Source organism: Allobosea sp. ASV33 (genome assembly GCF_016428755.1).
GTDB lineage: Bacteria > Pseudomonadota > Alphaproteobacteria > Rhizobiales > Beijerinckiaceae > Allobosea.
Map to the genome: position 1 here is coordinate 1 of NZ_JAELTI010000174.1, position 4,264 is coordinate 4,264.

At 66.5% G+C, this 4,264-nt stretch carries 5 protein-coding genes; 3 read left to right on the forward strand and 2 right to left on the reverse strand.

Annotation, left to right across the window (positions count from 1 at the left end; genetic code table 11):
• Nucleotides 1-267 precede the first annotated feature (267 nt).
• Nucleotides 268-1,437 carry an acetyl-CoA acetyltransferase gene (locus JHD80_RS26735; protein WP_199093543.1) on the forward strand — a complete coding sequence of 390 codons (1,170 nt, stop codon included), beginning with the start codon at nt 268-270 and terminating at the stop codon, nt 1,435-1,437.
• 171 nt (nt 1,438-1,608) lie between these two features.
• The gene (locus tag JHD80_RS26740; RefSeq protein ID WP_199093545.1) at nt 1,609-2,817 is read left to right on the forward strand and encodes an MFS transporter; all 1,209 of its coding nucleotides are present in this window, start codon (nt 1,609-1,611) and stop codon (nt 2,815-2,817) included.
• Nucleotide 2,818: 1 nt separating this feature from the next.
• Here JHD80_RS26740 and JHD80_RS26745 read toward each other — a convergent pair whose 3' ends face one another.
• On the reverse strand, nt 2,819-3,091 hold the full coding sequence (locus JHD80_RS26745) for a BolA family protein (protein ID WP_199093551.1): 273 nt from the start codon (nt 3,089-3,091) through the stop codon (nt 2,819-2,821).
• Between the two features lie 95 nt (nt 3,092-3,186).
• Between JHD80_RS26745 and JHD80_RS26750 the strand changes: the two genes are divergently transcribed.
• The gene (locus tag JHD80_RS26750) at nt 3,187-3,807 is read left to right on the forward strand and encodes a J domain-containing protein (protein ID WP_199093547.1); all 621 of its coding nucleotides are present in this window, start codon (nt 3,187-3,189) and stop codon (nt 3,805-3,807) included.
• 145 nt (nt 3,808-3,952) lie between these two features.
• Here JHD80_RS26750 and JHD80_RS26755 read toward each other — a convergent pair.
• The coding region (locus JHD80_RS26755; protein WP_199093549.1) for a cobalamin B12-binding domain-containing protein at nt 3,953-4,264 on the reverse strand (312 nt) is incomplete at its 5' end.

Sequence of the window (4,264 nt, forward strand, 5' to 3'; positions counted from 1 at the left end):
GATCGAGGTGCCGCTGGCGCAGATCGCCTCGCGCAAATTGTTCGCCGAGGGCACGAGCCGGCGCGAGATGCTGGGCATGGCGATGATCGTCGGCGGGGTCGGGCTGCTGCTCTCGCTGGCGTTGCGGTGAGCGGGCGGGGCGGCTAGTTCTGAAAGCCGAAGCCCGCCAGCCGATCCGTGCACGGCCACCATGCGCGGATACCGGCTTGCCGGGCGGCCCAAGGCTGCCAAGATAACGTGTAGCTGCACATTAAGGGAGATTTCGCCATGAGCGCTGCGATCGTCGGCTGGGCCCATACACCGTTCGGCAAGCAGGATGCCGAGACCGTCGAAAGCCTGATTGTGCGGGTGGCGGTCGAGGCCCTGGTCGATGCCGGCATCACCGCCGACGAGGTCGACGAGATCGTGCTCGGCCATTACAACGCCGGCTTCTCGGCCCAGGATTTCACCGCTTCGCTGGTGCTGCAGGCCGATCCGGCGCTGCGCTTCAAGCCGACGACCCGCGTCGAGAACGCCTGCGCCACCGGCACGGCCGCGGTGCATCAGGGCGTGCGGGCGATCAAGGCGGGCGATGCCAAGGTCGTGCTCGTCGTCGGCGTCGAGCAGATGACCAAGACGCCCGGCCCCGAGATCGGCAAGAACCTGCTGAAGGCCTCCTATCTGCCTGAGGATAGCGAGGTGCAGGGCGGCTTCGCCGGTGTCTTCGGCAAGATCGCGGCGGCCTATTTCCAGCGCCATGGCGACCAGTCCGATGCGCTCGCGATGATCGCGGCGAAGAACCACAAGAACGGCGTCGCGAACCCCTATGCCCAGATGCGCAAGGACCTGGGCTATGCGTTCTGCCGCGAGGAGAGCGAGAAGAACCCCTATGTCGCCGGGCCGCTGAAGCGGACCGACTGCTCGCTGGTCTCGGACGGCGCCGCGGCGCTGGTCCTGGCCGACGAGGAGACGGCGCTCCGGATGCGCCGCGCCGTCGGCTTCCGCGGCATGGCCCATGTCCAGGATTTCCTGCCGATGTCGAAGCGCGACATTCTGAAGTTCGAAGGCGGCGCGCTTGCCTGGAAGCAGGCCCTGGCCAAGGCCGGCGTGACGCTCGACGATCTCTCCTTCGTCGAGACGCATGACTGCTTCACCATCGCCGAACTCATCGAATACGAGGCGATGGGCCTGACCAAGGAGGGCGACGGCGCCCGCGCGATCAAGGAAGGCTGGACGCAGAAGGACGGCAAGCTGCCGGTCAACGTCTCTGGCGGCCTCAAGGCCAAGGGCCACCCGATCGGTGCGACCGGCGTCTCGATGCATGTGCTCTCGGCCATGCAGCTCACCGGCGAAGCGCCGGAGGGCATGCAGCTCGACAGCCCGCGCCTCGGCGGCATCTTCAACATGGGTGGAGCGGCGGTCGCCAACTACGTGTCCGTGCTCGAACGGATCAAGTGAGGCGGGCTTCCGGGATCCAGCCTCGCGAACAGGGCTTGCCGGAGCGCGGGCCGCAATAGCGTCGGCTCGATGAGTCGAATCCGCCTTTCGGGCCGATGCGATAACAATGTGATGGATCATCGTTGTCGCGCCCGGCGGGACGCGCGATGATCCAAGCGAAAGCGACCCTTCGTGACGAGCTTCGTCGTCCTGCTGCTGGCCTATATCCTGAGCCAGTTCTTCCGCGCGTTCCTGGCCGTGATCTCAGGCGACCTGACGCGGGATCTCGGGCTTGACCAGGGACAGCTCGGCAGCCTGCAGGCCGCTTGGCTCATCGCGTTCGCGCTCTCGCAATTCCCGGTCGGCTATGCGCTCGACCGGATCGGCCCGCGGCGGACGCTGGCCGGGTTCCTTCTGGTCGCGTTGGCCGGAACGGTGATCTTCGGCCTGTCGCGCAACTATCTCACGGCCCTGACGGCGCTCGCGCTGATCGGCATCGGCTGCGCGCCGATCCTGATGTCAGGTTTCTACCTGGCCGCGCGGCTCTATTCGCCGCGGCATTTCGCGACGATGTCGTCCTTCCTGATCGGCTTCGGCTCGATCGGCGATCCCTTGAGCGGCGCGCCGCTCGCGTATTTCCTGTCGGCCTATGGCTGGCGCGCGACCGTGTTCGGCCTCTCCGGAATCGTGGCGTTCATCGCCCTGCTGGTTATGCTGCTGCTGAAGGACCCGCCGCCGCTCCCTGGCACGCCGCAACGGCATGTCTCGCTGCTGGGCGGAATCAAGCAGATCGTGGTGAAGCGGCCGCTCTGGCTGATCTTCCCCATCACCTTCGTGAGCTACGGCGTCACGATCTCGATCCGTGGCCTGTGGATCGCGCCTTATCTCCAGACGGTGCATGGCTTCGATCTCGCCGCCACGAGCTATGCGGCGATGGCCATGGGAGGCATCATCGCCCTGGGCGCATTGCTGGTGCTGCCGCTCTATCGGCGGATCGGCGCCAAGCCGACGGTTATCGCCTTTGCCGTGGCCGTCATCCTGGCCTGCTTCGCGCTGGCGCTGTGGGGCGAGGCATCGTCCCGCCTCGCGGTTGGGCTGCTGCTCGCGATCGGCCTGTTCGGCGTTACCTATGCCGTGGTGATGGCGCATGCGCGCGCCTTCATGACGCCCCAGGAGATCGGCCGCGGCGTCACCTTCATGAATTTCGTCTTCATGGGCGGGGCGGGCGTAATGCAGTGGCTCTCGGGGCGCCTCGTGAATACGCTGGACAGGCAGGGCTACGACCCGCACGTGACCTTCGGCTGGCTGTTCGTCTTCATGGGCGCTGCGCTTGCCGCCGCGCTGGTGATTTACATCGCCGCACCGGCTGAGCCGAAGGCTGCAGCGTCCGCGCCGAGCTAGCTCAGCCTTCGCCCGGAGCCTTCGCCGTGATCGCCAGGGCATGCACCCGGTCGGCGAGTTCCTGCGCCAGCGTGGCGTTGACGAGGCGGTGACGCTCCAGCCGGGACTTGCCGGAAAAGGCTTCCGACACGATATCCACCCTGAAATGAGTCTCCCCGCCCTCGCGCCAGCCGCCATGGCCCTGATGCTGGTGCGATTCATCCATGACCTTGAGCGCCTGTGGCGCGAAGGCCTCGGTCAGCTTTTGCGTGATTCTTTCGCTGATTGAGGTCATGATCGTGCCACCGTTGCCATGATTGTTCGTCGGTTCGGCGATGTGTCGCATCGCACTTGCCGGCCCTAGCCTCTGCGTCTCATAACCCGTCGACGATGAACATCAACTCACGCCTTTTCGATAGCATCAGGATCGGCGCTTCCGAGGCGGAAGCGCCGCTGGAAAGCGATGCGCCGCGCTGCGACCATCCCGGCTGCAAGCGCGCCGGCGAATTCCGCGCGCCGAAGGGGCGTGGCCGCGAGGGCCAGTTCTTCCTGTTCTGCATGGAGCATGTGAAGGCCTATAACGCGACCTACAATTATTTCGCCGGCATGGATGACGACGCGCTCGCCGCGTACGCCAAGCAGGAGGAGATCGGCCACCGGCCGACCTGGAAGCTCGGCGTCAACTCGAAGGCCGCGCGGATGGCGCAGCGCGGACGCAAGGCGAGCAGCGACGCCGAGGCCGCCGACATGCACGACGCCTTCAACCTGTTCGGCGCCCGCAACAAGCAGCAGGCGGCCCAGCCGGAGTCGCGTGTCGGAATCGTGGCCCGCAAGGCGCTGGATACACTGGGGCTCGACGACACCGCCGATTCGGCTGCGATCAAGGCGCGCTACAAGGAACTGGTGAAACGCTTCCATCCGGACGCCAATGGCGGCGACCGCTCGCGCGAGGGCACGCTCCAGGAGATTCTGAAGGCCTATCAGCAGCTCAAGAGCGTGGGGATGGTCTGAGGGGCGTCATCCCGTGCGCGCTGCGGCGTGCAACGCCGCTGCGCAGACACGGGACCGTTCTCAGGAAAAAGGCGCCTTCTCGTCGCGCGGTCCCGCATCTGCGCAGCAGCACTGCGTGCCGCAGCGCGAACGGGATGACAGCAGCTTATCCCCCCTTCGCCGCCAGCCCCGCCACATCGGCGATGATGCCGTCCAGCGCGAAATCCTTGGGCGTATAGACCCGCGCCACGCCCATGTTGCGCAAGGCGTTCTCGTCGTCGGGCGGGATGATGCCGCCGACCACGACGGGAACGTTCATGCCGGCGACGCGCAGCCGCGCCGTGACGTCGCGCACCAGCGGCAGATGCGAGCCCGAGAGGATCGAGAGCCCGATGATGTCGGCCTGCTGCTCGCGGGCCTCGCTGACGATCTCCTCCGGCGTCTGGCGGATGCCGCCATAGCTGACGCTCATCCCGGC